Source organism: Rhizobium mulingense (assembly GCF_029194105.1).
GTDB lineage: Bacteria > Pseudomonadota > Alphaproteobacteria > Rhizobiales > Rhizobiaceae > Rhizobium > Rhizobium mulingense.
Map to the genome: position 1 here is coordinate 61,769 of NZ_JARFVE010000005.1, position 23,917 is coordinate 85,685.

General features: G+C 60.7%; 19 protein-coding genes. 14 read left to right on the top strand and 5 right to left on the bottom strand.

What is annotated here, in order from left to right:
- Positions 1-169: 169 nt before the first annotated feature.
- The 8 genes from hemE (at position 170) to PYR71_RS13045 (ending at position 8,934) form a co-directional block, all read left to right on the top strand.
- Complete coding sequence (gene hemE / locus PYR71_RS13010; RefSeq protein ID WP_275619652.1) at positions 170-1,201, top strand: uroporphyrinogen decarboxylase; 1,032 nt, start codon at positions 170-172, stop codon at positions 1,199-1,201.
- Positions 1,198-1,740, top strand: a complete 543-nt coding sequence (gene hemJ, locus PYR71_RS13015; RefSeq protein WP_183919526.1) for a protoporphyrinogen oxidase HemJ — start codon at positions 1,198-1,200, stop codon at positions 1,738-1,740. Before hemE ends, hemJ begins: the two co-directional genes overlap by 4 nt.
- Positions 1,741-1,938: 198 nt before the next feature.
- The gene (gene rho, locus PYR71_RS13020) at positions 1,939-3,204 is read left to right on the top strand and encodes a transcription termination factor Rho (RefSeq protein WP_003571435.1); all 1,266 of its coding nucleotides are present in this window, start codon (positions 1,939-1,941) and stop codon (positions 3,202-3,204) included.
- 102 nt (positions 3,205-3,306) lie between these two features.
- Positions 3,307-4,626: a tRNA uridine-5-carboxymethylaminomethyl(34) synthesis GTPase MnmE gene (mnmE, locus tag PYR71_RS13025; protein WP_275619653.1), complete on the top strand. Its 1,320-nt coding sequence runs from the start codon at positions 3,307-3,309 to the stop codon at positions 4,624-4,626.
- Between the two features lie 67 nt (positions 4,627-4,693).
- Positions 4,694-6,571: a tRNA uridine-5-carboxymethylaminomethyl(34) synthesis enzyme MnmG gene (gene mnmG / locus PYR71_RS13030; RefSeq protein ID WP_275619654.1), complete on the top strand. Its 1,878-nt coding sequence runs from the start codon at positions 4,694-4,696 to the stop codon at positions 6,569-6,571.
- An 18-nt stretch (positions 6,572-6,589) separates the two neighbouring features.
- Complete coding sequence (rsmG, locus tag PYR71_RS13035) at positions 6,590-7,207, top strand: 16S rRNA (guanine(527)-N(7))-methyltransferase RsmG (RefSeq protein WP_275619655.1); 618 nt, start codon at positions 6,590-6,592, stop codon at positions 7,205-7,207.
- Positions 7,208-7,226: 19 nt separating this feature from the next.
- Complete coding sequence (locus PYR71_RS13040) at positions 7,227-8,021, top strand: ParA family protein (RefSeq protein ID WP_038692104.1); 795 nt, start codon at positions 7,227-7,229, stop codon at positions 8,019-8,021.
- A 31-nt stretch (positions 8,022-8,052) separates the two neighbouring features.
- Positions 8,053-8,934 (top strand): ParB/RepB/Spo0J family partition protein, encoded by an 882-nt coding sequence (locus tag PYR71_RS13045; RefSeq protein WP_275619656.1) that lies wholly within the window; start codon positions 8,053-8,055, stop codon positions 8,932-8,934.
- Here the strand turns inward: PYR71_RS13045 and holA are convergent, their stop codons facing one another.
- The 3 genes from holA to leuS are packed head-to-tail and all read right to left on the bottom strand — an operon-like array spanning position 8,935 to position 13,127.
- Positions 8,935-9,975: a DNA polymerase III subunit delta gene (holA, locus tag PYR71_RS13050; protein ID WP_275619657.1), complete on the bottom strand. Its 1,041-nt coding sequence runs from the start codon at positions 9,973-9,975 to the stop codon at positions 8,935-8,937.
- Between the two features lie 10 nt (positions 9,976-9,985).
- Complete coding sequence (lptE, locus tag PYR71_RS13055; RefSeq protein WP_183919514.1) at positions 9,986-10,507, bottom strand: LPS assembly lipoprotein LptE; 522 nt, start codon at positions 10,505-10,507, stop codon at positions 9,986-9,988.
- On the bottom strand, positions 10,497-13,127 hold the full coding sequence (leuS, locus tag PYR71_RS13060) for a leucine--tRNA ligase (protein ID WP_275619658.1): 2,631 nt from the start codon (positions 13,125-13,127) through the stop codon (positions 10,497-10,499). The genes lptE and leuS overlap by 11 nt, the downstream gene beginning before the upstream one ends.
- A gap of 201 nt (positions 13,128-13,328) precedes the next feature.
- On the opposite strand from leuS, the gene PYR71_RS13065 reads away from it, so the two are divergent.
- Positions 13,329-13,988, top strand: a complete 660-nt coding sequence (locus PYR71_RS13065) for a YggS family pyridoxal phosphate-dependent enzyme (protein ID WP_275619659.1) — start codon at positions 13,329-13,331, stop codon at positions 13,986-13,988.
- An 82-nt stretch (positions 13,989-14,070) separates the two neighbouring features.
- Positions 14,071-15,981, top strand: coding sequence for a propionyl-CoA synthetase (locus PYR71_RS13070; protein WP_275619660.1), 1,911 nt, complete (start codon positions 14,071-14,073; stop codon positions 15,979-15,981).
- Positions 15,982-16,298: 317 nt separating this feature from the next.
- On the opposite strand, the gene PYR71_RS13075 is transcribed toward PYR71_RS13070, so the two are convergent.
- On the bottom strand, positions 16,299-17,006 hold the full coding sequence (locus PYR71_RS13075; protein ID WP_183919506.1) for a DUF1013 domain-containing protein: 708 nt from the start codon (positions 17,004-17,006) through the stop codon (positions 16,299-16,301).
- Between the two features lie 229 nt (positions 17,007-17,235).
- Between PYR71_RS13075 and acs the strand changes: the two genes are divergently transcribed.
- Complete coding sequence (gene acs, locus PYR71_RS13080; protein ID WP_275619661.1) at positions 17,236-19,191, top strand: acetate--CoA ligase; 1,956 nt, start codon at positions 17,236-17,238, stop codon at positions 19,189-19,191.
- 109 nt (positions 19,192-19,300) lie between these two features.
- Here acs and PYR71_RS13085 read toward each other — a convergent pair whose 3' ends face one another.
- Entirely contained in the window at positions 19,301-19,525 is a 225-nt protein-coding gene (locus PYR71_RS13085) for a DUF1674 domain-containing protein (RefSeq protein WP_275619662.1), read from the bottom strand.
- Positions 19,526-19,635: 110 nt separating this feature from the next.
- Here PYR71_RS13085 and htpX point away from each other — a divergent pair, with 110 nt between their 5' ends.
- The 3 genes from htpX (at position 19,636) to PYR71_RS13100 (ending at position 23,861) form a co-directional block, all read left to right on the top strand.
- The gene (gene htpX / locus PYR71_RS13090; protein ID WP_275619663.1) at positions 19,636-20,592 is read left to right on the top strand and encodes a zinc metalloprotease HtpX; all 957 of its coding nucleotides are present in this window, start codon (positions 19,636-19,638) and stop codon (positions 20,590-20,592) included.
- The gene (locus PYR71_RS13095) at positions 20,583-21,983 is read left to right on the top strand and encodes an RsmB/NOP family class I SAM-dependent RNA methyltransferase (protein WP_275619664.1); all 1,401 of its coding nucleotides are present in this window, start codon (positions 20,583-20,585) and stop codon (positions 21,981-21,983) included. Before htpX ends, PYR71_RS13095 begins: the two co-directional genes overlap by 10 nt.
- A 204-nt stretch (positions 21,984-22,187) precedes the next feature.
- A complete protein-coding gene (locus PYR71_RS13100) occupies positions 22,188-23,861 on the top strand; it encodes a heparinase II/III family protein (protein WP_275619665.1) in 1,674 nt (557 codons plus the stop codon).
- The last annotated feature ends 56 nt before the right edge of the window (positions 23,862-23,917 follow it).

Consider the following 23,917-nt stretch of genomic DNA (forward strand, 5'->3'; position numbering starts at 1 on the left):
TTCGCTCTCTCCCCGAATTTTCGCAGGATCGGAAAATTCTTTTCGAGCTTTGGTGCGGGCGCGCGACAAATGGCATCGGCAGTGGATGGATTTTAATCCTTGATAGACACCGACTCTAAGAAATAGAAACCTTTTAAAATATCTTTGATTTTTTATAGGGAAGAAGCGCTTGAGAGACACGCGCCGAAAGATCATGAGGGTTCTCGATGGCGAAACCCTGAGCCCTCCCCCTCTCTGGCTGATGAGGCAGGCGGGACGTTACCTGCCGGAATACAGAGAGACGCGGGCAAAGGCCGGAAGTTTTCTCGATCTCTGCTACACCCCCGATTACGCTGTTGAAGTGACGCTGCAGCCGATCCGCCGCTATGGCTTCGATGCGGCCATCCTGTTTTCCGATATTCTGGTCATCCCCGATGCAATGAAACGGAATGTCCGGTTCACCGAAGGGCATGGGCCGGAGATGGATCCGATCGATGAAGCCGGGATCGGGCGATTGAACGGGGAAGAGGTCGTCGCCTATCTCAGACCGGTTCTGGAAACGGTGCGACGGTTGCGGGAGGAGTTGCCTGATGAGACGACCCTGCTCGGCTTCTGCGGGGCGCCCTGGACGGTTGCGACTTATATGATCGCCGGACACGGCACGCCGGATCAGGCCCCTGCCCGTCTCTTCGCCTACAAATATCCCTGCGCCTTCGAACATCTGCTGATGCTGCTTGCCGACGTGTCGGCAGACTATCTCGTCGCCCAGATCGACGCCGGCGCCGATGCCGTTCAGATCTTCGATTCCTGGGCTGGGGTTCTCGGGGAGAAGGAGTTCGAAGCTTTCGCAATCAGGCCGGTTGCTCGGATGATCGCGTCGATCAAGTCGCAGCGCCCGCATGCGCGGGTCATCGCCTTCGCCAAGGGGGCCGGCTCTCAGCTGAAAACCTATCGTCAGAAGACCGACGCCGATGCCATCGGCCTTGACTGGTCGGTCCCATTGGCCTTTGCCGCCGAACTTCAGAAGGATGGACCGGTGCAGGGCAATCTCGATCCGATGCGCGTCGTTGCCGGCGGCCGGGCGCTGGAAGAGGGTATCGATGATATTCTGCAGCATCTCGGCCATGGACCGCTGATCTTCAATCTCGGCCACGGCATCACGCCGCAGGCCGACCCGGACCATGTGCGTCAGCTGGTCGAACGCGTGCGGGGCGCGAAGTGACGACTGAAAGGCAGACGGATCGGAAACCTGGCGCTTATGCCCGGCGCCGTGCCCATTTTGCGCTGGCCTTCTTCGCCCTGATGGCGGTCGGGCTTTTCGCCTGGAACCCCGACAATCTCTATCTCTGGATCAAGGCGCTTCACATCATCGCGGTGATTTCCTGGATGGCTGGGCTGTTCTACATGCCGCGGCTGTTCATCTATCACACCGACGCGGAGCCGGGCTCGGTGCAGTCGGAAACCTTCAAGGTGATGGAGCGCCGGCTGCTGCGGATCATCATGACACCGGCGATGATGCTGACCTGGATCTTCGGTCTTTATCTCGCCTGGTCGGTCTATGGATTCCAGGGCGGCTGGCTGCATGCCAAGATCGGTCTGGTCGTGCTGCTGACCGCTGTTCATATGTTCTTCAGCCGTGCGGTCGGCGCTTTCGAGCGCGACGAAAATCGCCGCTCGGCACGCTATTGGCGGTTCATGAACGAGGCGCCGACACTGCTGATGATCCTGATCGTGATCCTCGCCGTGGTGAAGCCGTTCTGAGGAAAATCCTCCTCAGGTTAAATTTGCTTCATTTTAATCAGCCCCCTTGCGGGCGCGATTGCGACTCGCTATTTTCCGCGCATCTCATCTACGTGGCATGTGTGAAGAGTTCAGTCGTCTGCGAGCCCCTTTCGCAGTACCGAATACGACCCAACATCGCCTTTCCCCTTCGAAAATGAAAAGAGTATTGGTCACTTCATGGCTGAAATGAAGCTTCAGGAACTTAAGAGCAAATCCCCGACGGATCTTCTGGCTTTCGCCGAATCGCTCGAGGTTGAGAATGCAAGCACGATGCGCAAACAGGAGCTGATGTTTGCGATCCTCAAGATGCTGGCCAGCCAGGATGTGGAGATCATCGGCGAAGGGGTGGTCGAAGTGCTGCAGGACGGCTTCGGCTTCCTGCGCTCGGCCAACGCCAACTACCTGCCCGGCCCTGACGATATTTATATCTCGCCGTCGCAGATCCGCCGTTTCTCTTTGAAGACAGGCGACACGGTCGAGGGACCGATCCGCGGACCAAAGGAAGGCGAGCGCTATTTTGCGCTGCTGAAGGTCAACACCATCAATTTCGACGATCCGGAAAAGATTCGTCACAAGGTTCATTTCGACAATCTGACGCCGCTCTATCCGAATGAGCGCTTCAAGATGGAACTCGACATTCCGACCTCCAAGGATCTGTCGCCCCGCGTGATCGATCTGGTGGCGCCGCTCGGCAAGGGCCAGCGCGGCTTGATCGTCGCGCCGCCGCGCACCGGTAAGACCGTCCTTCTTCAGAACATCGCCCATTCGATCACGGCCAATCACCCGGAATGCTATCTCATCGTCCTTCTGATCGACGAACGTCCGGAGGAGGTGACGGACATGCAGCGTTCCGTCCGCGGCGAGGTCATTTCCTCGACCTTCGACGAACCGGCGGTGCGTCACGTCCAGGTGGCCGAAATGGTCATCGAAAAGGCCAAGCGTCTCGTTGAGCATGGCCGCGACGTTGTGATTCTGCTCGATTCGATCACACGCCTCGGGCGCGCCTATAACACCGTTGTCCCCTCCTCCGGCAAGGTGCTGACAGGTGGTGTCGACGCCAATGCGCTGCAACGGCCGAAGCGCTTCTTCGGCGCCGCGCGCAACATCGAGGAAGGTGGTTCTCTGACCATCATCGCAACGGCGCTGATCGATACAGGCAGCCGCATGGACGAAGTGATCTTCGAAGAGTTCAAGGGTACCGGCAATTCGGAAATCGTCCTCGACCGCAAGGTCGCCGACAAGCGCATCTTCCCGGCGATGGACATTCTCAAGTCCGGCACGCGTAAGGAAGACCTGCTCGTTCCACGCCAGGATCTGCAGAAGATCTTCGTTCTTCGCCGTATCCTCGCTCCTATGGGCACCACCGATGCGATCGAATTCCTGATCGATAAGCTCAAGCAGACGAAGAACAATTCCGATTTCTTCGACTCGATGAATACCTGATCCTTAGCCGGATTCATCCTACCAGAGCTGGCGCATCGCCTCGATGTCGCCAGCTTTTTATTTGAGAGGAATCGATTCGGATTCGAACTGACACGCGGACGCATGGCCATGGTAAATGATACGATTTATGCGCTTTCGAGCGGCGCCCCGCCCTCGGGTGTTTCGGTCATTCGAATCAGCGGTCCGTTGACCAGAGAACTGCTAACCAGGCTGGCCGGGTCAGTGCCGGCTGATCGGCTGGCTTCCATCCGAACGATTCGGGCTCGTAACAACCAACCGATCGATAGCGGTCTGGTGCTGTTTTTTCCCGCTCCAAACTCGTTTACCGGCGAAGATGTCGCCGAGCTGCAGATCCATGGCAGCAAGGCCGTCCTGGCAGCGCTGTTTCAGGCGCTGGGTGATACCCCCGGTGTTCGTATGGCGATCGAGGGCGAGTTTTCGCGACGTGCTTTCGAAAACGGCAAGCTTGATCTGGTCGAGGTCGAGGGCCTGGCCGATCTCATCGGGGCTGAGACCGAGATGCAGCGCCGCCTTGCGGTGGAACACAGCGCTGGTGGTCTCTCGGCAGTATACGATTCGTGGGCGGAACGATTGACCCGTGCGCGCGCCTTGATCGAGGCGGAACTCGATTTTGCCGACGAGGATGATGTCCCGGGATCGGTGTCGGATATGGTCTGGGCCGACATGGATCGCCTTCGCAACGATATCCGCCATCACCTCGACGCGGCTTCGGCAGGCGAGATTATCAGGGACGGCTTTAAGGTGGTCATCGCCGGCGCGCCGAATGCGGGAAAATCGAGCCTGCTGAATGCTCTCGCCCGACGTGACGTCGCCATCGTCACGGATATTGCCGGAACCACCCGTGACGTCCTGCAGGTCGATCTCGACATTGACGGCTATCTTGTCAAACTCTATGACACGGCCGGTCTGCGTGAGGCGGACGACCGGGTCGAGATGGAAGGCGTGCGGCGGGCGCGGGTTGCGCTTCGCGATGCCGATCTTGTGCTGTTGCTGGTCGATGTGAGCGATCCCGTCATTCCTGCCGACTTGGACCAGGCTTTGCCGCATGTTAGGGTCGGAACGAAGAAGGACCTCATCGAGACTGGATCCGATCGCTATGATCTGCGAATTTCGACGGCAACCGGTGAGGGCCTGCCGGAATTGCGGGCGCTGATAGGACGCGTCGTCAAAGAGCGGTTTGATGGCCTGTCTATGGCGATCCCGAGCCGGCAGCGGCATAAGGATTCGCTGGCGAAATGTTTGTTAGCGCTCGATGCGGCAATCTCGCAGAGCGAGACGAGCCTCGAACTGCGCACGGAGCAGCTTCGCCTAGCGGCTGAGTATTTGGGACGGATTACCGGGCGGGTGGATGTCGAGCAGCTGCTCGATGTGATCTTCTCGGAGTTTTGTATCGGCAAATGATTCACGTGAAACCTTCTCGAGGCTGGAGCCCGAGTTCACATGAAACCCCGCCGAGTTGGAGTTTGAGATGACCGGCAATGTCTATGATGTGATTGTGATCGGCGGCGGCCATGCTGGCACGGAGGCTGCCAGTGCAGCTGCGCGCCTCGGGGCGAAAACCGCCTTAGTCACCCACAGGCGAGACACGATTGGTGTCATGTCCTGCAATCCGGCGATTGGCGGGCTTGGCAAGGGACATCTGGTCCGCGAGATCGACGCGATGGACGGTCTGATGGGCCGGGTCGCCGATATAGCCGGTATCCAGTTCAGAATGCTGAACCGGAAGAAGGGTGCGGCCGTCCGCGGTCCGCGAACGCAGGCGGATCGGAAGCTGTATCGACTGGCGATGCTGGCGGCGATCGAAGCGACACCAGGCTTGGATGTCGTCGAAGGCGACGCATTCGATCTCGACGTCGTCGATAACCGTGTTGCCGGCGTGATCATGAAGGATGGCCGGCGGCTGAAAGCGCCGGCAGTCGTGTTGACGACCGGCACCTTTTTGCGCGGTCTGATCCATATCGGTTCGGAGAAGACACCCGCCGGCCGCGTCGGCGAACCCCCTTCGCTCGGGCTGTCGGCGACTCTGGCCCGGCTGGGGCTGCGCCTCGGGCGATTGAAGACTGGCACGCCGGCCCGGCTGGACGGCAAGACGATCGACTGGCAATCCGTCGGTCGGCAGGGTGCGGACGAGGACCTTGTGCCCTTTTCCTTCATGACGGATTCGATCGCGACGCGGCAGATCGAATGTGGCGTCACCCGGACGACCGAAGCGACACACCGGATCATCGTAGACAACATCAAGCGCTCGGCCATGTATTCCGGCCAGATCGAAGGTGTGGGGCCGCGTTACTGCCCATCCATCGAGGACAAGCTGGTCAAGTTCGGCGAACGCGACGGCCATCAGGTCTTTCTCGAGCCCGAGGGCCTCGACGACGATACGGTCTATCCCAATGGCATTTCGACGTCGCTGCCGGCCGAGGTCCAGGCGGAATTCATCAAGACCATTCCCGGACTCGAGACGGCGCGGATCCTCCAGCCGGGGTATGCCATCGAGTATGATCATGTCGACCCGCGGGAGCTGACGCCGTCGCTTGAAGTCAAGCGGCTGAGAGGCCTGTTTCTCGCCGGCCAGATCAACGGGACCACCGGTTATGAGGAGGCAGCGGCGCAGGGGCTGGCGGCGGGCTTGAATGCTGCACAGCGAAGTACCGATTCGGCTCCGTTCCATTTTAGCCGAACGAATTCTTACATTGGGGTGATGATAGATGACCTCACCTCTCGCGGCGTTACGGAACCGTATCGGATGTTTACGTCGCGCGCGGAGTATCGTTTGACTCTGCGGGCTGACAATGCTGATGTTCGGCTGACACCACTTGGCATGCGGCTTGGCTGCGTCAGCAGTGCGCGCGAGCGGCGGTTCACGGCCTATCAAGCGGAAGTCGACGCCGGGCGGACCCAGCTGATGTCGCTGACGGTGACCCCCAATGAAGCGCGGCGCGCCGGACTGAACATCAATCTGGATGGTCAGCGCCGGACGGCCTATGATTTATTGTCCTACCCGGATTACGACTTTGCCGCGCTCCGGCAGGTCTGGCCGCATGCCCTGGGCGCGATCCGACCGACGGTTGCCGAGGCGTTGGAGATCGAAGCGGGCTACTCGGTTTATCTCGACCGCCAGGCTTCGGCCATTGCCGACCAGCAGCGCGACGAGGAGCGGCGTATCCCTGACGATTTCGACTATTCTGCGCTTTCCGGCTTGTCGAACGAGCTCAAGACAAAGCTTAGTGCGGCCCGCCCGTTCAACGTCGCGCAGGCAGCCATTGTCGAGGGTATGACGCCGGCCGCTATCGCGCTGTTGCTGGTGCATTTGCGCCGGCAGAGCAGCGCAGAGCGCCAAACTGCCTAACACAAGCGAGTCTTTTGAATGGAATTGAACGGTTTGCGTGTTTCACGTGAAACACAGGCACGACTCCAACATTTTGCGGTACTCTTTCAGAAATGGGCAAAAGCCATCAATCTCGTCGCGCCATCGACGCTCGACGATCTCTGGCGGCGTCACATCGCCGATAGCAGCCAGATTTTCCAGATTTACCCCGAGCCGGTTCGCTGGGTCGATCTCGGCAGCGGCGGTGGCTTTCCCGGCGTGATTACCGCGATCTTCCTAGCGGAACTACAGGATGGGTGGGTGCATCTTGTCGAAAGCAACCGCAAAAAGGCAGCATTTTTGCGAACCGCACTGCGGGAGACAAATGCACGCGGGAGCGTTCATGCCATCCGAATCGAGGATGCCCCTGCCGAGATCGGCGAATGTGATGCGATTTCAGCCAGAGCCCTCGCCGACCTTGACGGGCTGATCGGCTATGCAGCGCCATGGATGCTTGGCAAGGAAAATTGTCGTGGGTTTTTTCATAAAGGCCGGGATTACCTGAGAGAAATCGACGAAGCACGTGGCCGGTGGGAATTCGATCTGTTAGAACATAAGAGCGCCGTCGAGCAGGAATCTGTTATTTTGGAAATATCGAATCTCCGGCGCTTGGTTTAACAGATCGGATATTGCGGCAATGGCTGGCGAACGACATCGGATAATCACCATCGCAAATCAGAAGGGTGGCGTTGGCAAAACGACCACCGCCATCAACCTGGCAACAGCGCTGGCCGCCATCGGCGAGCGCGTCCTGATCGTGGATCTCGATCCGCAGGGCAATGCCAGCACCGGCCTTGGCATCGACCGTCGCGATCGCAAGCTTTCCTCCTATGACCTGATGGTCGGAGAGCGCGGAATCAGTGAGGTGACGCTGGAAACTGCGGTACCCAACCTCTTTATCGTGCCATCGACCATGGATCTGCTCGGCATCGAGATGGAAATCTCGCAGCAGAGCGATCGTGTCTTTAAATTGCGGAAGGCGCTGTCGTCCGCTGAAGCCATGGCGTTTTCCTATATTCTTCTCGATTGCCCACCTTCGTTCAACCTGCTGACGATGAATGCCATGGCAGCAGCCCATTCGGTGCTGGTGCCGCTGCAGTGCGAGTTTTTCGCGCTCGAGGGGCTAAGTCAGCTGCTCGAAACCGTCAGTCAGGTGCGCCGGACGGTCAACCCGCGGCTGGATATCCAGGGCATCGTCCTGACGATGTTCGATGCCCGCAATAATCTTGCCCAGCAGGTGGTCAATGATGTGCGCACGCATCTCGGCGAGAAGGTTTACCATACGTTAATTCCGCGCAATGTCCGGGTGTCCGAGGCGCCGTCCTACGGCAAGCCGGCCATTCTTTATGATCTGAAATGCGCGGGTAGCCAGGCCTATCTGCAGCTGGCCTCCGAGGTCATTCAGCGGGAGCGCCAGAGACTGGCCGCGTAAAATCATTTCAGGATGCAGGTGAGTGTTGATCATGAATGACGATATATCGAAAAGGCGATTGGGCCGTGGCCTTGCGGCGCTGATTGGTGAAATGGATCAACCTGTTCCGGTGGAAGCTGAACGAACCGTCAGCGCCGACCGGATGATCCCGATAGAATTCGTCAGTCGTAACCCCCGCAACCCCCGTCGTTTCTTCGACGACACCGAATTGCACGATCTTGCCAGCTCGATCCGGCAGCACGGCATCGTGCAGCCGATCGTGGTGCGAACGATGGAGCGGGACCGCTATGAAATCATCGCCGGCGAACGGCGGTGGCGCGCAGCGCAGCTTGCCGGCCTGATCGAGATCCCCGTCATTATCCGTGATGTCGATGATAAAACGGCGCTTGAGATTGCCATTGTCGAAAACGTTCAGCGCGCGGATCTCAATCCTCTTGAAGAGGCGTTGGGCTATGAACAGCTTATCGCGGAATATGGCTATACCCAGAACGATCTTGGCGAAATTATCGGCAAGAGCCGCAGCCATGTCGCCAACTCGCTGCGTTTGCTGAAATTGCCGGATCCGGTTCGCGATCTGCTGGCCGCCGGCAGTCTTTCGGCCGGACATGCGCGTGCGCTGGTGTCGACGCCCGATCCGGCGAGCCTTGCCCGCACGATCGTGGCCAAGGGCATGTCAGTGCGTGACGCCGAAAAACTGGCGCAGAACAATATCAAGGCGCAATCGGTGCCGCAGCAGACGGCCTTACGCCGTGATCAAAAGGATTCGGATACGCTGGCGCTGGAGCGCACTCTGTCCGATGCCCTCGGGCTCGATGTGTCAATCAATCACAAAACGAGTGGCGGCCAGATCAAAATTTCCTATAAGTCGCTCGAGCAGCTCGAGGAAGTCTGTCGCCTACTGGAGAGGCGTTAATCACGCCGACTTGCGACCGGATTGCAGAGTGGTGGAGAGAAGTGTTTGCATCGCAACGCTGTCTTCCAGCACCTGCCGACGCCGGCTCTGAAGAATAGCCGCCTGCAGACGGTTGGATTCACGCGCGATGCTCTCCGCGGACCATTGGCGAAGCGCCTGCTCGAGGATTGGCTTGCGGCGAAAATGCAGATGCCGGCCCATCGTTTGCATCACCTGCGGCGCCTGCAAGCCCTTGTCTTCCATCTCTGCACGTAGGGTATCCAGAAGCTGGAACTGCTTCAGGCAAGCCTGGAGCACGAGAAAGATCGCCGTTTTCGAACTGCTGATCTTTTGCATCGCATGGAGGAAGCCGTTGAGGTCGCCGCCTAGGATGGCGTCGACGGCATCGTCAACAGAGATCGCGCTGGCGTCGCCGATTATTTCGGTAACGTGATGTTCTTCCACCGTATCGAGGCCGCGGCAGTAAAGGGCGAGCTTGCGCACTTCATTGCGTGAAGCGATACGATCGCCGCCAATCAGTGCGATCAGTGCCTGGCGCGCCGCCGGTGTAATGCCAAGCTTTTCCGCCCCGAGTTCAGCATCGATCAAGCCGTTCAAGGCGCGGCTGTCGTCGGCATAAGACGGCACCGTCATGACGGCTCGCGCGGCTTCCGCGGTCTTGCGCAGCAGCGATCCCTTTTTCAGATCGCCGGCCTCCACAATCAGATAGGCGGCCTCGAGCGGTTTTTCAGCCAGGAGCGCCAGGGATTCGACGAGGTATTTCTCGTTGGCGGCGCCGCGGATCCAGATGAGTTTTTCGCCGCCGAACAGCCCGATGGACTGGGCCTCGTCAACCAATCGCCCGGGATCCTTTTGCAGATCGGCGATATCGAGTTTTGTCAGCGAGAAAGGGTCGTCCAGCGCGACGCCGGTCTTGCCGGCGAGCTGGCCGGCGCGCTCTGATACCAAACCGCGATCCGGCCCGTAAATGACGAAAATCCGGTAGTTCCGCACCGATTTCTGCAGAAAGGTCTCGAACTCGTGGGACTTGATCTCCGCCACCTCCCCGCCCTCAGCGGCTGAGGGCAGCGGCGAGGTCGGCTCCTACGAATTCCGCCGCTTGGTCGGCCGCGCGGTTTTCGGCATCGCGGATCGCCCTCTGCTTGGCAAATTCCTGCTCGGAGAAATCCACCAGAGCAGTCGTCTGGCGGCTGCCGGCCTTGATGACGCGACCGTCGGCAATGGCGCTCAGCGTATAAGTGACGGTGACGGTGACACGACCGGCGCGCGACGTATCGCCGGATTGCCGCAGGAGCGTATCGGCGACGCTCGACGTTGCCCGCAGTTCAACATGATACTGCGGATTTGCCGCTTCGCCGGCGCCGCGCGACGCCAGGAAGATCAGCCGATTGCGCACCTGTTGTTCGACCCGGCCGGATGCATCGGAAAAGCCGACCGAGGACAACTTTTCGGTGACGCCCGAGCTCTCGGAATAAAGCGGCCGGACCTGGCAGGCCGACAGAAATGTCGCGGTGGCAAGGATCATGGCGATGCCGGCATTGCGGGCCAGCTTGCGAGCGATTTCAGACGACAATGTTCACAATCCTTTGGGGAACCACGATGATCTTTTTCGGTGCCTGACCGTTCAGCACATTCTTCACCGCGTCCAGTTCCAGCACGGCGTCGGTGACGGTATTCTGATCCGCATCGCGAGAAATTGTCAATTCGGCGCGCTTCTTGCCGTTGATCTGCACGGGCAGGACAACGTCGTTTTCAACAACGAGCGCTTCGACGAAACGCGGCCAGTCGGTGCGGGCAAGCAGCTCCGTATTGCCAAGCGTGGCCCAGCATTCTTCAGCGAGATGCGGCGTCATCGGGGCGACGAGCTGAATCAGAATCTCGGCCGCGTCACGCACGGCGGCACGATAGGCGATATCGCCCTCACCTGCCGCAACCCTCGTCAGCGGCGAGGCGAGCGCATTGACGAGTTCGTAGATGCGGGCGACGGCCTTGTTGAACCAGAGCTTGTCGTAATCGTTCTGAACGGCCTTCAGCGTCTTGTGCGCCGCCTGCGAGATCGCCAGCGCCTCGCCCTCGCTTGCCGGTGCGGCGTCAACGGCGGACAGGACGCCGGCTGCTTCGGAAATCAGCCGCCACAGGCGCTGGGTGAAACGGTGAGCGCCTTCGACACCCGCTTCGGACCAGATGACGTCGCGCTCCGGCGGAGAATCGGACAGCACGAAGAAGCGGGCGGTATCGGCGCCATAGGAGGCGATGATATCGTCGGGATCCACGACATTCTTCTTCGATTTCGACATCTTCTCGATTGAGCCGATGGCGACCTCCTCGCCTGTCGCCAAGAGCAGGGCACGGCGTTTGCCGTCGATCTCCTCGATGCGGATATCGGCGGGAGCCACCCATTCACGGCCGGCGCCGGCGTTGCGGCTGTAGGTCTCATGAACCACCATGCCTTGGGTGAACAGGCCCTTGAAGGGTTCGCTCGCCGCGACGTGACCGGTCTCGCGCATGGCGCGGGTAAAGAAACGCGAATAGAGCAGATGGAGGATCGCGTGCTCGATGCCGCCGATATATTGATCGACCGGCAGCCAACGGTTAGCCGCCTCAGGATCAGTCGGCTTGCCCTCCCACGGCGCGGTAAAGCGGGTGAAATACCAGCTCGAATCGACGAAGGTGTCCATCGTATCGGTCTCGCGGCGGGCATCCTTGCCGCAATTCGGGCAGGTGACATGGCGCCAGGTCGGATGGCGGTCGAGCGGGTTGCCCGGCTGGTCGAAGCTGACGTCTTCCGGCAATTTCACCGGCAGGTCCTTCTTCGGCACCGGCACGACGCCGCAGGCATCGCAATGGATGACCGGGATCGGGCAGCCCCAATAGCGCTGGCGCGAAATGCCCCAGTCGCGCAGGCGGAAATTGACCTTCCGCTCAGCCTGCGGCGTATTGCCGAGCGAGGCGGCCGACAACCGCTCGGCAACCATATTGAAGGCCTCTTCGGTCGTCTTGCCGTCGAGGAAGCGTGAATTGATCATGACGCCATCGCCGTCATAGGCCGTATCGCCGACGGAAAAGCTCGCTGCGTCGCCATCGCTCGGCATGACCACGGGCACGACCGGCAGACCGTATTTGCGGGCGAAATCGAGGTCGCGCTGGTCACCAGAGGGGCAGCCGAAGATCGCGCCCGTGCCGTAATCCATCAGCACGAAATTGGCGATATAGACGGGCAGCTCCCAGGAGGGATCGAGCGGATGGCGCACACGGATGCCGGTGTCCAGGCCCTTCTTTTCGGCGGTCTCGAGTGCTGCGAGCGAAGTCCCGGCGCGGCGGCATTCCTCGCAAAAGGCCTCGATCTCGGCGTTGTTGGCGGCGGCATCCTTGGCCAGCGGATGGTCGGCGGAAATCGCCAGGAATGAGGCGCCGAACAGCGTATCCGGCCGGGTGGTATAGACGGTAATCTCGGTTTCGCCGGCCGGCGCCGTTTCCGGCACGATTTCCCAGCGAATGGTCATGCCTTCCGAACGGCCGATCCAGTTCTTCTGCATCAGGCGAACTTTTTCCGGCCACTGGTCGAGCGTATCCAGCGCGTCCAGCAGGTCCTGGCTGAAATCGGTGATCTTGAAGAACCATTGCGTCAGTTCACGCTGTTCGACCAGCGCGCCGGAACGCCAGCCGCGGCCGTCGATCACCTGCTCGTTGGCGAGCACGGTGTTGTCGACCGGATCCCAATTGACCTTCGACTGCTTGCGGTAGACCAGACCCTTCTCCAGGAAATCCAGGAAGAGATGCTGTTGGTGCTGGTAATAGTCGACGTCGCAGGTGGCGAACTCGCGGCTCCAGTCCAGCGAAAGCCCCATGGCCTTCAGCTGCGCCTTCATCGAGGCGATGTTCTGATAGGTCCAGGACGCCGGGTGGACGCCGCGTTCCATGGCGGCGTTTTCCGCCGGCATGCCGAAGGCGTCCCAACCCATCGGGTGCAGCACGTTATAGCCGCGGGCACGCTTGTAGCGGGCAACGACATCGCCCATGGCGTAGTTGCGGACATGGCCCATATGGATGCGCCCCGAGGGATAGGGGAACATTTCGAGGACGTAATATTTTTCGCGCGGATCGGCGTTGTCGGTCTCGAAGACCTTGTCTTCATTCCATTTCTGCTGCCAGCGGGGCTCGGCATCGCGCGGATTATAACGTTCGGTGGCCATTGTATTCGAAATTCCGGAAAATCAGGGGAGGTTGGTCGAGACCTTCACCATGAAACCACCGTAGCGTCAAGTTTTGCAGGCGCTGCAAGCGTCCGATCTTCATGCGGGCCGGGCGATTTCGCGGCAGCGGGTCTTGGCAAGCACAGAATGGCTGGCTAGTTCATTGCCATCATTCTCATGCTGAAATGTCGAGGCAGAACAATGGAACTTCAAGAGCGCTTGAACGACGTACGGTCAAGGATCGCCGCCGGGGAACGTGCGGCCCGCCGGCCGGCCGGCTCGGTTCGGCTCGTCGCGGTGTCGAAGACATTCGAGGCGCAGGCGATCCGCCCGGCGATCGAAGCCGGTCAGCGCACTTTCGGCGAGAACAGAGTGCAGGAAAGCCAGGGCAAATGGCCGGCGTTGAAAGCCGAACATCCCGACATCGAGCTGCATCTGATCGGGCCGCTGCAATCGAACAAGGCGGCGGACGCGGTGGCGCTTTTCGACGTGATCGAGACCGTCGATCGGGAAAAGATTGCCCGCGCCCTTGCCGAGGAGATGCAGCGGCAAGACAGGAGGCCGCGGCTTTACGTTCAGGTTAATACCGGGCTCGAGCCGCAGAAGGCCGGCATTGCCCCTGACGACACGCCGGCCTTCGTCTCGCTGTGTCGCGACAAGCTCGGTCTTTCCATCGAAGGTCTGATGTGCATTCCGCCGGCCGAGGAAAATCCCGGACCACATTTTGCCCTGCTGGCAAAGCTCGCGTCGAAATCCGGCGTTGAGAAACTCTCCATGGGCATGTCGGGCGATTACGAGACAGCAATCGCCTTCGGCGCCACCAGCGTCCGCGTCGGATCGGCGATTTTCGGCGCGCGCTGATACGCTGCTTTGGTCGGGCTTCCCGTTCCCCTCCCCTCTGCCTAGATTAACATCGAGGCTTGCAGGTCCTGGGGAGGAGCAGATGCAGAACGGCTATCATCAGGCCTATGCGGCCTGGAAACGCGATCCCGAAGCTTTCTGGCGCGAAGCCGCCGACGAAATCGACTGGTTCACGCCGCCGGACCGGGTGTTTTCGCCTGACGAAGGTATTTACGGCCGCTGGTTCTCGGGAGCGGAAACCAATACCTGTCACAATTGCCTGGACCGGCATGTCGCGGCCGGACGCGGCGGCGAGACGGCCATCATCTTCGACAGCGCCATGACCGGCGAGAAGCGTCGGTTCTCCTATGACGAGGTGCTCGGCGAGGTGAAGGCCATCGCCGCGACGCTGCTGGCGCTCGGCATCGCCAGAGGCGACCGGGTCATCCTCTATATGCCGATGCTGCCGCAGGCAGTATTTTCCATGCTCGCTTGCGCTCGGATCGGTGCGGTCCATTCCGTCGTTTTCGGCGGGTTTGCCGCCAGCGAGCTTGCGGCCCGCATCGACGACAGCGGCGCCAGGCTGGTGATTACCGCAAGCTGCGGGCTCGAGCCTGGCCGCGTCGTCGCCTATAAGCCGCTGGTCGATCAGGCGTTCGAGATTGCGCGGGTAAAACCGGAGCACTGTCTGGTGCTGCAGCGGCCGCAGCTTCAGGCAGAACTTGTCGGCGGCCGCGATGAGGATTTCGAGGCAGCGGTGGCGCGCCATCGCGGCGCCGAGGTGGCTTGTGTTTCCGTCAAGGCGACCGATCCGCTCTACATTCTCTACACCTCCGGCACGACGGGCCAGCCGAAGGGCGTGGTGCGCGACAATGGCGGGCACATGGTCGCGCTCAACTGGTCGATGCGGAATATCTACGGCTTGACCCCTGGCGAGGTCTTCTGGACGGCCTCCGATATCGGCTGGGTCGTAGGCCATTCCTATATTGTCTATGCACCGCTGATATCGGGCGTGACGACCTTGATCTTCGAGGGAAAGCCGGTCGGCACGCCCGATGCCGGCGCATTTTGGCGGGTCGTTGCGGAGCACGACGTGCGCGTGCTCTTCACGGCGCCGACCGCCTTTCGCGCCATCCGACGCGAGGATGGGGACGGCGAACTGATTGCGAACTACAAGATGCCGAATTTGCGGGCGCTGTTTCTCGCCGGCGAGAGGGCCGATCCGGAGACCCTGAAATGGGCCGAACGCATGCTTGCCATCCCCGTCATCGATCACTGGTGGCAGACGGAGACCGGCTGGCCGATCGCCGCAAATCCGCTCGGCCTCGGCGCCCTGCCCGTCAAGCATGGTTCTCCGGCACTGCCGATGCCGGGCTACGAGGTGACGGTGCTCGACGATGCCGGCCATTCTATCGAGGCGGGGACGCTCGGCAATATCGTCATCAGGCTACCCCTGCCGCCCGGCTGCCTGCCGACCCTCTGGCATGCGGACGACCGTTTCCGATCGGCTTATCTCGACGAGTTCCCCGGTTACTACAAGACCGCCGACGCCGGCTATGTTGACGAAGACGGCTACCTCTTCATCATGTCGCGGACCGACGACATCATCAATTGCGCCGGTCATCGGCTCTCGACTGGTGCGATGGAGGAGGTTTGCGCGCGTCACCCCGATGTAGCCGAATGCGCGGTCATCGGCGTGATCGATGCGCTGAAGGGTCAGTCTCCCTGTGGCTTTCTGGTCCTGAAGCGCCATGTTCGGCGCGAATCGACGGTGATCGAATCGGAGGTGGTGGCGATGATTCGCGATCACATCGGGCCTGTGGCCGCCTTCAAGACGGCCATCACCGTCAATAGATTGCCTAAGACGCGATCGGGCAAGATCCTGCGTGGCACCATGCAGAAAATTGCCGATGGCATACCCTGGAAAATGCCCGCAACCATCGACGATCCGGCGATTTTGGAGGAGATCGCCGAGGCCTTGCGCAAGCGCGGTTTCGGCTCGCTGCCAATGTAAAAGTTAAGTATTCAATAAGCCTATTGGGAAACTGTAACCATGCTGCGCAAGGCTTTGTCATGGGCAAAGGCGCACAGCAAGCTTCGCATGTCGCAGTTGCCTTTACCGGCCTGCTGCATGGTTCTTTGAATCGGACTCGATTTGAGGACTAAATTATGCAGCAGTTGAAGTGCTCCAGCGTCCTTTGCGCGTCTGAAAGGCGCGCGTCGCTGTAGTCTCACCTTGTTCCGCAGCTGATGCGGGGACAGGCGATTCTCCATAAAAAACCCCGCTGGGCGTTCGCTCGGCGGGGTTTGCTTGATGAGATCGCTAGTATCTCAGTACTGATCGTCTTCGTCCTCGTCCTTCGGAGCCGAGCGCAGCGAGCTCAGCTTGCGGAAGACGGCATCGGCGTCGATTTCCTTTTCCTTTTCCTCTTCGCGCTCGTAGCTCGGCGTCAGGCGTTCGGTTTCCTGAGCCGATTGCAGCGTCGCGCCAAGCTCGGCGGCGGTCGGCAGCGGCCGGCCCTTGGAGGCCTTTTCCACTTCCATGTCGAGATCGATCTGGCTGCAGAGGCCAAGCGTCACCGGATCCATCGGCGCGAGGTTGGCGGAGTTCCAGTGGGTGCGCTCGCGGATCTGCTCGATCGTCGATTTCGTCGTGCCGACGAGGCGGGAAATCTGCGCGTCCTTCAGCTCCGGATGGTTGCGAACGAGCCAGAGAATGGCGTTCGGGCGGTCCTGACGCTTGGAAACCGGGGTATAACGCGGGCCACGGCGCTTGGATTCCGGCACGCGCACCTTCGGTTCGGAGAGCTTGAGCTTGTGGTTCGGATTGGCTTCGGCGCGGGCGATCTCGTCGCGGGAAAGCTGACCGGTCGAGATCGGATCGAGGCCCTTGATGCCCTGCGCCGCTTCGCCATCAGCAATCGCCTTGACCTCGAGCGGATGCAGTTTGCAGAACTGCGCGATCTGATCGAAAGACAGCGCCGTGTTGTCGACAAGCCAGATGGCGGTCGCCTTCGGCATGAGCAGTGTTTGAGCCATGGATATAGTCCTTCTATCGTCCGCGCCGGTCGCGGTCCGTGGATTGTCACCACAATGTCCGGGAAATATGCCGCTATATAACCGGACTGTCGCAGAATTGCAATTCTTCCGAAATCAAATGACCTTTGTCTAATTGCCGTGGCGATGCGACCTGCTATGAATTGCCCTGATTTGAAGTTCGGGCTCGTAGATCGCTTGGCCCGTCGCATGTCCCATGAGGAGGAGTTCCATGTCGGAGAAGATCCATCCGGTGCCGAAGCCGGTGAAGGCGCGTGCCCTGATCGATAAGGAGAAGTACCTGAAATGGTACGAGGAAAGCGTCGAGAACCCGGACAAGTTCTGGGGCAAACACGGCAAGCGGATCGACTGGTTCAAGCCGTATACCAAGGTCAAGAACACCTCCTTTACCGGCAAGGTTTCGATCAAGTGGTTCGAGGACGGCCAGACCAACGTCTCCTATAATTGCATCGATCGTCATCTGAAGACGAACGGCGACCAGGTGGCGATCATCTGGGAAGGCGACAATCCCTATATCGACAAGAAGATCACCTATAACGAGCTCTACGAGCACGTCTGCCGGATGGCGAACGTGTTGAAGAAGCACGGCGTCAAGAAGGGCGATCGCGTCACCATCTATATGCCGATGGTTCCCGAGGCGGCTTACGCGATGCTCGCCTGCGCCCGCATCGGCGCGGTGCATTCGGTCGTCTTCGGCGGTTTCTCGCCGGAAGCGCTGGCGGGGCGCATCGTCGACTGCGAATCCACCTTCGTCATCACCTGCGACGAAGGCGTGCGCGGCGGCAAGCCGGTGCCGCTGAAGGACAATACCGATACGGCGATCCACATCGCCGCCCGTCAGCACGTCAATGTCAGCAAGGTGCTGGTCGTGCGCCGCACCGGCGGCAAGACCGGCTGGGCGCCGGGCCGCGACCTCTGGTATCACCAGGAAGTCGCCACGGTGAAGGCCGAATGCCCGCCGGTGAAGATGAAGGCGGAAGATCCGCTGTTCATTCTCTACACGTCAGGCTCGACCGGCAAGCCGAAGGGCGTGCTGCACACGACGGGCGGTTATCTCGTCTACGCCTCGATGACGCATGAATATGTCTTCGACTACCATCATGGCGACATCTACTGGTGCACCGCCGATGTCGGCTGGGTCACCGGCCATTCCTATATCGTCTATGGGCCGCTTTCGAACTGCGCGACGACGCTGATGTTCGAGGGCGTGCCGAATTTCCCCGATCAGGGTCGCTTCTGGGAAGTCATCGACAAGCATAAGGTCAACATCTTCTATACGGCGCCGACGGCGATCCGTTCGCTGATGGGCGCCGGCGACGAATTCGTCACGCGCTCGTCGCGCTCTTCGCTGCGCCTGCTCGGCACGGTTGGCGAGCCGATCAATCCGGAAGCCTGGGAGTGGTATTACAATGTCGTCGGCGACAAGCGCTGCCCCGTGATCGATACCTGGTGGCAGACGGAGACCGGCGGCCACATGATCACCCCGCTACCAGGGGCGATCGATCTGAAACCGGGTTCGGCGACGGTACCGTTCTTCGGCGTCAAGCCTGAACTGGTCGACAATGAGGGCAAGGTGCTGGAAGGGGCCGCCGACGGCAATCTCTGCATAGCCGACAGCTGGCCGGGCCAGATGCGCACCGTCTATGGCGATCATGAGCGCTTCATCCAGACCTATTTCTCAACTTACAAAGGCAAGTACTTTACCGGCGACGGCTGCCGCCGCGATGAAGACGGCTACTACTGGATCACCGGCCGCGTCGACGACGTGCTCAACGTCTCGGGCCATCGGCTTGGCACCGCGGAGGTGGAATCCGCGCTCGTGTCGCACAATCTGGTTTCGGAAGCCGCGGTCGTCGGTTATCCGCATTCGATCAAGGGCCAGGGGATCTATTGCTATGTGACGCTGATGGCCGGCCACGAAGGGACGGACACGCTTCGCCAGGAACTGGTGAAACACGTCCGTGCCGAAATCGGCCCGATCGCCTCGCCCGACAAGATCCAGTTCGCCCCCGGCCTGCCGAAGACCCGCTCGGGCAAAATCATGCGCCGCATCCTGCGCAAGATCGCCGAAGACGATTTCGGCGCTCTCGGCGATACCTCGACACTTGCCGACCCGGCTGTCGTCGATGATCTGATCGCCAACCGGCAGAACAAGGCGACCGCCTGACACACAGAGCCGCTCCGACCATCCGAGTTCCCGGGGCGGCCCACTTTACATTGCTGGCTGATATTAGACGGCCTGCACAAGGCCCGGATTCGGGCTCGACAATCGTTGCTTAGAAATCGATCGCCCGGCCATTGATCTCGTAATCACCGAAACGGGCCGGCTCGGCTCCGCCGCGGCCGCCGATCTCCGGCGGCAACTCCAGCGGCCTCTGATTCTTTCGCCGCTCCTCGGCCTCGGCAAGCGCACGCTGGGCAGCCGGAGACAGCATTTTGCGCGGCGGCTCCGATCCTTCGGCCGTCGGCGTTTGGCTATTGTCGTTATCGGCGTCCTGCATGGCTTCTCCTGCCGGAAAACATTGAAAATGGCTGGTGAATGACCAAATCATAATGCGCCGGCTTCGGGATTGAAAGCTTGCGGTGCCGAAATCGGAATTGGAGACTCGCAATGAACCTCGTTCGCACTGCCATGTTGCTTGCCTTCATGACGGCGCTCTTCATGTTTGTCGGCTTCCTGATCGGCGGTCGGGCCGGCATGATGATCGCATTCCTCATTGCCGCCGGCATGAACTTCTTCTCCTATTGGAATTCCGATCGCGTGGTGCTTTCGGCCTATCGCGCCCAGCAGGTCGACGAGCGCAATGCGCCGGAGTTTTTCGCGATCATCCGTGATCTCGCTCGCAATGCGGGCCTGCCGATGCCGAAGGTCTATCTCTATGACAGCCCGCAGCCGAACGCCTTCGCCACCGGCCGCAATCCCGAAAACGCTGCCGTCGCCGCCTCGACGGGCCTGCTCCAGGCACTGTCTCCGGAGGAAGTCGCCGGCGTGATGGCGCATGAGCTGGCCCATATTCAAAACCGCGACACGCTGACGATGACGATCACGGCAACGCTTGCCGGGGCGATCTCGATGCTCGGCAATTTCGCCTTCTTCTTCGGCGGCAATCGCGACAACAACAACAATCCGCTCGGTTTCGTCGGGATCCTTGTCGCGATGATCGTGGCGCCGCTCGCCGCCATGCTGGTGCAGATGGCGATCAGCCGCACGCGCGAATATTCGGCCGACCGCCGCGGCGCTGAAATCTGCGGCAACCCGCTCTGGCTCGCGTCGGCGCTTGGCAAGATCGCCCGCGGCGCCGCCCAAGTGCCGAACGAGGATGCCGAACGCAATCCGGCCACGGCGCACATGTTCATCATCAATCCGCTGTCCGGCGAGCGCATGGACAATCTGTTTTCGACGCATCCAGACACGGAAAACCGCATTGCTGCGCTACAGGAGATGGCGCAAAGCGGCATGAATGTCTCGACGGGACCGGTTCGTGCTGTTAATCCGACGCGCAAATCGCGCTCTGTTCCGAATACGGGTCGCGGTGGTTCGCAACCGCCAAGAGGTCCGTGGTCTTGAATTCAGACGGCACGAAGAAGCCATTTCGCAAACAGAAACCCTCCAGCGACCGGCCGGCCGGCCGATCGGTGCCGGTTAAGCCCGGCCTGCAGGCCCGGGCCGCCGCCGCAAAAATCCTCGCCGCCGTCGTCGACCGCAAGCTGCCGCTCGACGGCGCTCTCGATCACGAACATGGCAATCCTGCTTATAAGGCGCTCGGTGAAAGCGACCGGGCGCTTGCACGCGCCATTCTGAACACGACGCTGCGCCATTTGCCGCGTATCGATGCGGCCATCGCCTCGCTGCTGGAATCGCCGCTGCCGGAGGGTGCTCGCGCGCTGCATCACGTTTTGGCAATCGGCGCGGCACAGATTCTCTATCTCGACGTGCCCGATCATTCGGCCGTCGATCTTGCCGTCGAGCAGGCCAATCAGGATCCGCGCAATCGCCGTTTCGCCAAGCTGGTCAATGCCGTGCTGCGCCGGCTCGGCCGCGAAAAAGATGAGGTGCTGGCAGAGATCGGCAAGGTCGCGCCGATGCCGTCCTGGTTCCTTGCACGGCTGGAAAAGGCCTATGGCCGGAACGCCGCGCTAGCGATTTCGCAATCGCAGCTCGAGCCGGCGGCGATCGATCTGACCGTCAAATCCGACGCCGAAGGCTGGGCAAAGAGGTTGAACGGCGTTGCCCTGCCGACAGGCGGCGTGCGGCTCGCGGCCTTCGACGGCGGCATTCCATCGCTTGAGGGGTTCGATGAGGGCGCCTGGTGGGTGCAGGATGCAGCGGCAAGCATTCCAGCCAGGCTTTTCGGCGATCTCTCCGGCAAACGCGCGGCGGATCTCTGTGCTGCACCCGGCGGCAAGACGGCGCAGCTCATCCTCGCCGGTGGCGCGGTCACCGCCCTCGATCAGTCGGAAAGCCGGATAAGACGGCTGCGCTCGAATCTCGAACGGCTCGCTCTGAACGCGGAAACGGTCGTGGCTGACCTGACGACATTCAAGCCATCAGAAGGCTTCGATGCGATCCTGCTCGACGCCCCCTGCTCTTCCACCGGCACGACTCGCCGGCACCCCGACGTGCTGTGGACCAAGGGGCCTGAGGATATCGCCAGGCTGGCGGCGTTGCAGGAGCGGCTGCTGCGTCATGCATTGACCTTACTGAAGCCTTTGGGCATGCTGGTGTTTTCAAATTGCTCGCTTGATCCCGCCGAGGGCGAGGAGGTCGTCGCCCGTGTTCTTTCCGATACGGATGCGATCGAGCGCGTTCCGATCAACGCGGGTGACTGGCCCGGGCTTGAGGCGGCAATCACGCCGCTCGGCGAATTCCGCACGCTTCCGACTATGCTGAAAATGCCTGAGGGCATCGCCTCCGGTCTCGACGGCTTTTACGCGGCCGTGCTGCGGCGAGCGGGCTGACCAACCTCGATAGGTGGGAGCAAACCATGCGGGGATTCAAAATCCCCGCATCATCGCCACGGTGCGTCGTGAACCGTCGAATGCTCATCTGACATGCGGTAGTTTGCGTGTATTCGAACTTTGTCACGAATTAATTCATTGCGGGCGATGAAATCGGTCGCTTTTCACCTATTCTTAACCACGAGGGTCAATAGACAATAGAATATGCAGTCCGGTCGGCGTTTTGCGAGCATGTATGTTCGGGAAGCTTGGCGGCGCGCCTTGCGCCGAGTCGCGCTGCTGCGCCTGAAGCTTTTTCGCCATTCGATCAAAGTGCCCGAGCGCCTGATCGTCGCGCCGACCGATCTGCGCGGTATCGATCCGCATGTGGCCGACGAAATTCTCAACGGACGGTTTCTCCTGGCCGGGCGGATGTTGGAGACGAACGGCAAATCGCCCTTTACCTTCACCCTGCCCTCGCGCGCCTTCGCGACCCGCCTTCACAGCTTCGGCTGGCTGCGGCACATGCGGGCGCACAAGACGGAACGCTACTCGGCCGCCGCCCGCGCCATCGTCGACAGCTGGCTTTCCGTTCATGCCGGCCGCATGGAAGGAATTGCCTGGGAAACCGACGTCACCGCCCAGCGCGTCATCGCCTGGCTGTCGCATTCGCCAGTCGTGCTGCAGAATGCCGACCGTGGGTTCTATCGCCGCTTCATGAAGTCGCTGGCGTTTCAGGTCAGGTTCCTGCATCGCATGGCACCCTATACGCTCGGCGGTCTGGAGCTGTTTCGCCTGCGCATTGCGCTCGCCATGGCTTCCGTCGCCATGCCGACCCGCGCCTCCACGCTCAAACGGGCGGCCCAGGCGCTCGACCGCGAGTTCGATAGCCAGATTCTGCCGGATGGCGGCCATGTCTCGCGCAATCCGCGCGCCGGGCTGGAACTGCTGCTCGATCTGCTGCCGTTGCGCCAGACCTATGTCAATCTCGGCCATGATCTGCCGCAAAAGCTGATCTCCGGTATCGACCGCATGTATCCGGCCTTGCGGTTCTTCCGCCATCAGGACGGGGATCTGGCGCTTTTCAACGGCGCGACGTCAACGCTCGCCAATGAACTGATGTCGGTGCTCAGATATGACGAGACCGCCGGTCAGCCGTTCAAGGCTTTGCCGCAGTCGCGCTATCAACGGCTTGCCGGGGGCAAGACAATCATCATTGCCGACACCGGCACGCCGCCTTCGGGAGGCGGGTTGCGCACTGCGCATGCCGGCACCCTCTCCTTCGAGATGTCGTCCGGCCGCCATCGCTTCATCGTCAATTCCGGCTCGCCGAAATTTGCGGGGCACCGCTATGTCCAGATGGCGCGCACCACCGCGGCGCATTCGACCGTCATTCTCAACGACACGTCGTCGAGCCGCTTTTCGCTCTCGCCCTTCCTTAACCACGCGATTACCGAACCGGTCAGGACCGTCACCGTCGAGCGTGCCGAAACGGAGGATGGGCGCGACGGCATCAAACTCAGCCATGACGGTTATGTGCGAGCCTTCGGCGTGTTGCACGAACGTGAAATCACACTCAATGCGGCAGGCACGATCGTGACGGGCCGCGACCGGCTTGTCGCCCGTGAAGGATATGAGATTGACGAGCCGGTGAAGGCTGTCGCCCGTTTTCACGTCCATCCTTCGATCGTGCTGCAGCAGAGTGACGGAGAGTCGGTGCTACTGATGGCGCCGGACGGCGAAAGCTGGCTGTTTTCCGTCCCCGGCAATGAAGTGCTGATTTCCGAGGACATTTTCTTTGCCGACAGCTCCGGCATTTGCGGCTCGGATCAGATCGAGATCGACTTCGATCTAGCCGAGAAGACGGAAATCCGCTGGTTTTTATCCCGCAAGGGATAGCGCCTGTTTGCGCGGCGGCGAAGCTGTGCTAACGCGGCGCAAGCAGAACCGAAGCC

What these genes read in the sequence shown, in the direction of transcription:
- PYR71_RS13075 (WP_183919506.1), bottom strand. Translation starts at nt 17,006, where the DNA reads ATGGCTCAAACACTGCTCATGCCGAAGGCGACCGCCATCTGGCTTGTC.
- rho (WP_003571435.1), top strand. Translation starts at nt 1,939, where the DNA reads ATGGCTGAAATGAAGCTTCAGGAACTTAAGAGCAAATCCCCGACGGAT.
- rsmG (WP_275619655.1), top strand. Translation starts at nt 6,590, where the DNA reads ATGGAATTGAACGGTTTGCGTGTTTCACGTGAAACACAGGCACGACTC.
- mnmG (WP_275619654.1), top strand. Translation starts at nt 4,694, where the DNA reads ATGACCGGCAATGTCTATGATGTGATTGTGATCGGCGGCGGCCATGCT.
- PYR71_RS13065 (WP_275619659.1), top strand. Translation starts at nt 13,329, where the DNA reads ATGGAACTTCAAGAGCGCTTGAACGACGTACGGTCAAGGATCGCCGCC.
- PYR71_RS13100 (WP_275619665.1), top strand. Translation starts at nt 22,188, where the DNA reads ATGCAGTCCGGTCGGCGTTTTGCGAGCATGTATGTTCGGGAAGCTTGG.
- acs (WP_275619661.1), top strand. Translation starts at nt 17,236, where the DNA reads ATGTCGGAGAAGATCCATCCGGTGCCGAAGCCGGTGAAGGCGCGTGCC.
- leuS (WP_275619658.1), bottom strand. Translation starts at nt 13,127, where the DNA reads ATGGCCACCGAACGTTATAATCCGCGCGATGCCGAGCCCCGCTGGCAG.
- htpX (WP_275619663.1), top strand. Translation starts at nt 19,636, where the DNA reads ATGAACCTCGTTCGCACTGCCATGTTGCTTGCCTTCATGACGGCGCTC.
- PYR71_RS13045 (WP_275619656.1), top strand. Translation starts at nt 8,053, where the DNA reads ATGAATGACGATATATCGAAAAGGCGATTGGGCCGTGGCCTTGCGGCG.
- PYR71_RS13040 (WP_038692104.1), top strand. Translation starts at nt 7,227, where the DNA reads ATGGCTGGCGAACGACATCGGATAATCACCATCGCAAATCAGAAGGGT.
- mnmE (WP_275619653.1), top strand. Translation starts at nt 3,307, where the DNA reads ATGGCCATGGTAAATGATACGATTTATGCGCTTTCGAGCGGCGCCCCG.
- PYR71_RS13070 (WP_275619660.1), top strand. Translation starts at nt 14,071, where the DNA reads ATGCAGAACGGCTATCATCAGGCCTATGCGGCCTGGAAACGCGATCCC.
- PYR71_RS13085 (WP_275619662.1), bottom strand. Translation starts at nt 19,525, where the DNA reads ATGCAGGACGCCGATAACGACAATAGCCAAACGCCGACGGCCGAAGGA.